The following is a 3,389-nucleotide window of genomic DNA, read 5'->3' as shown; positions in this document are numbered from 1 at the left end:
GATGAGAATTTCGCGGTTGTCGCGCAGGCGGCGCAGGCCCTGCCCGGCTTTACTGAAGACGCGCCGGAGAAGACCATCACCATCGGCTTTGGGCGCGAGGCCGTGCTTGGCGTCGCCGACAAGGTGGTCGACGCGGTGAAGAGCGGCGCCATCCGCCATTTCTTCCTGATCGGCGGTTGCGATGGCGCGGCACCGGGCCGCAATTACTACACCGACCTGGCCGACCAGGCGCCGCAGGACAGCGTGCTGCTGACCTTGGGTTGCGGCAAGTTCCGCTTCAACCGCCACGAGTTCGGCGATATTGGCGGAATTCCCCGCTTGCTTGACATAGGCCAGTGCAACGACAGTTATTCCGCCATTAAAATCGCCGTCGCTCTGGCGGAAGCCTTTGAATGCGGCGTGAATGACCTGCCGCTGTCGCTGATGGTGTCCTGGTTCGAGCAAAAGGCGGTGGCGGTGCTGCTGACCCTGCTGGCCTTGGGCATACGCGGCATCCGCCTGGGGCCGACTCTCCCGGCCTTCCTGACCCCGACCCTGCTCGCCGAATTGTCGGCGCGCTTCGACCTGAAAGCGGCGACCACCGCCGAAGCCGATTTGGAAGCGGTGTTTGGCAAGGCGGCTTAAATATTGCTCGTGCGATGGGTGGGGCCGCGGCGCAAATTATTAACGCCACCGCCGCGAGGCGATGGACTCCGCGAAGCTTCACCCATCCTACGTGACCATACTGGTTGAAAAATCATGACCCAACACGCCATCACCCTCACCACTCAAGACGGTCAGCGCATCAGTTTCACTGGCGACGAAAACACCGATCTGCTCGCCTCGGCGCAGGTTCGGGGCATTTTGCTGCCCTCGCTGTGCCGGGGCGGCGGCTGCGGCATTTGTCTTTGTACGGTCGTCGGGGGCGATTATCGTCAGGATAGCGACAATGCCACCGCCCTCCCGCCCGGCGCCGACGAGCGCGGTGACGTGCTGCTGTGTGTGACCTACCCGCTGGGCGACTTGGCCTTGAAAGCGCCTTACGCCTACGAACACGTCCGCTTTGAAGCGCCCAAGACCCGCCCCGCCGAAATTGTTGAGCTAGCGGCCGTGGCCGACAACACCGTGCGGCTGCTGCTGAGATTATTGCCGGACCAGGAGGGCGGGCAGGCGGCGGAGTTCGAACCCGGCCAATACATGAACCTGGAAGTGCCGGGTTCGAAGGCTAGCCGGGCCTATTCCCTGGCGAACACCGCCAATTGGTCCGGCGAACTGGAGTTCCTCATCCGCCTACACCCGGGCGGCGTCTTTTCCCAGTTCCTGGAACATGACGCGACGGTCGGGCAGCACCTCGAAGTGGAAGGACCGCTCGGCCATTTCACCTTGCAGGGGCAGAGCCTTCGGCCCCGTTGGTTCGTGGGCGGCGGCACGGGACTCGCGCCCTTGCTGTCCATGCTCCGGCACATGGCGGAATTCCAGGAAACCCAACCGGCCCGGCTGTATTTCGGCGTCAACCGGGAGACGGAGTTGGTGTGCCTGGATGAACTCAAGCGCCTCGCCGCCGAGTTGCCGCAACTGCAAATCACGCTGTGCGTGTGGCGTCCAGAGGGCGGCTGGGATGGATTCGTCGGCACGCCCGTGGACGCCTTGCGGCGCGATCTGGAGCGGCAGGACGGCGCGATGCCCGACCTTTATCTCTGCGGCCCGCCCGCCCTCATCAATGGCGCGACCGAAGCCGCGCTGGCCTTTGGCATTGGGGCCGAACATATTTTCAGCGAGCGGTTCTCGCCGTCTTGAATGGGCGGATAAGAATTGTAGGGTGGGTTAGGCGCACGCACGATAAACTTAAAATTTCAATCAGCTTTACCGTGCGCCGTAACCCACCATGTCGATAAGGATGGTGGGTTACGGCGCACGGTGGACCACCAAGGAATAGCAGGCCCGACCCAACGTGCGCCAACCCACCCCACGAAGCTTCGCGTGGGGGCCGCGTTGTCACCGCCCCATCCGTCCTATAAGCTTCCCCCCATTCCCCGCCACGCCAACGAAGCGCCAACCCATGAACGCACAAGTCAATTTGCCCATTGAACTGTATGACGTCTTGGAGCGGCACTTAGGCCGCGAGGATGGCCGGGCGGTGGCAAAAGTGATTTCGCACTCCCTGGAACTGATCGAAGACCGCAGTCACGACGTGGCCGAACAGCGCAAGCGAGAAATCATGGAGGAAATGCGCAACGCGCTGGTGACCAAGGAATTCCTGCATCAGGAGCTGCAATTGGTGCGTAAGGACTTCAATAAGGATATGGACGGCATCCGCAAGGACATGGACTTGCTTCGCAAGGAAGTGAAGGTGGAATTGGCCCAGATGGACAAAAAGTTCACCGTCTATTTTCTTGCCCTGTTGTTCGCCATCCTGTTCGTCAATAAGGACGCCATCACCTTGCTGGGGAATCTGCTCGGCCTCGTCAAACCCTGACAGCGCCTTGGGGAGCGCTCCTCCTCATCCCCGTCAAAGCCCCCATTTCCCGCCATGACCGAATTCCTCCGCCGTCCCCAGCACCGCTATGAAGACCCCCTGGCGCGGGTGTGGATGGCCTGCGCCGAGCGCATTGGCTTCCGCGTCGAGCGCACGCCCGACGCCTACGCCTCCACCGACGGGCGCGGCGCCATTCTCATCGCCACCGACGCGCTATTCGACCCGGACGATTGCGTGGCCCAAATGATTCTCCACGAGCTGTGCCATGCCCTGGTCGAGGGCGATGAAGGCGAGAGGCGGGTGGATTGGGGCTTGGGCTACAAAGTGGGCGGCGACCCGTGGCGGGAACACGCCTGTCTGCGGCTGCAAGCGTGGCTGGCGGACAGCGTGGGATTGCGGGATTTCTTCGCGCCGACCACGGATTTCCGGGTGAGCTTTTGGGCGGCGCTGCCCGCCGATCCCTTCGAGGCGCCGCCGGAGCGCGGCGGGCATCGGGAGCGGAGTTGCGTGGCGGGACGCCTTGCCGCGTGGCGGGCTGCCCAGCCGCGCTGGGCGCCGCCGCTCTGGGAAGCTTTGGAAGCCAGCGCGGCCATTGCCGCCGTGGTGCCGCGCCGTGATCGGGAAACATCGGGCGGCCTGCCCTCGCTCTGGACTACGGTCGCCGCGCCGCCCGCCCGACATCCCGCGGGTCATGCGCCGGTCGCGGCTTATCACGCGGGGCGGACTTGCGCCGATTGTGCGTGGTCCTTTTCCTGGCGGGGCGGCCGCCGCTGCCGCCACGCGCCGACCCGCCGACTCCCGCAAGCCGCCCCGGCCTGCGCCCGCTACGAACCCGCCGCCAAGTTGGATTGCCAGACGTGCGGCGCCTGCTGCCGGGAGGCTTATGATTCGGTGGAAATCTCGGCCCGCGAGCCGGTGAACAAGCGCCATCCCG

3 protein-coding genes and 1 pseudogene are annotated in these 3,389 nt (G+C 64.3%); all 4 read left to right on the top strand.

What is annotated here, in order from left to right:
• A pseudogene (locus tag ACXWUF_RS20820) lies at positions 1–624 on the top strand (hydroxylamine reductase); the annotation flags it as partial.
• A gap of 114 nt (positions 625–738) precedes the next feature.
• Positions 739–1,776, top strand: a complete 1,038-nt coding sequence (locus tag ACXWUF_RS20815; RefSeq protein ID WP_458496476.1) for a 2Fe-2S iron-sulfur cluster binding domain-containing protein — start codon at positions 739–741, stop codon at positions 1,774–1,776.
• A gap of 262 nt (positions 1,777–2,038) precedes the next feature.
• Entirely contained in the window at positions 2,039–2,455 is a 417-nt protein-coding gene (locus tag ACXWUF_RS20810; RefSeq protein ID WP_458496475.1) for a hypothetical protein, read from the top strand.
• Positions 2,456–2,509: 54 nt separating this feature from the next.
• Positions 2,510–3,389: YkgJ family cysteine cluster protein (locus tag ACXWUF_RS20805; protein ID WP_458496474.1), on the top strand; the 880-nt coding region annotated here is incomplete at its 3' end.

Source organism: Methylomagnum sp., assembly GCF_054333355.1.
This window is presented reverse-complemented; position numbering and strand designations above follow the sequence as displayed.

Bases quoted from the DNA above. Each gene is read 5' to 3' on its own strand.
- ACXWUF_RS20815 (WP_458496476.1), top strand. From the start codon at position 739: ATGACCCAACACGCCATCACCCTCACCACTCAAGACGGTCAGCGCATC.
- ACXWUF_RS20810 (WP_458496475.1), top strand. From the start codon at position 2,039: ATGAACGCACAAGTCAATTTGCCCATTGAACTGTATGACGTCTTGGAG.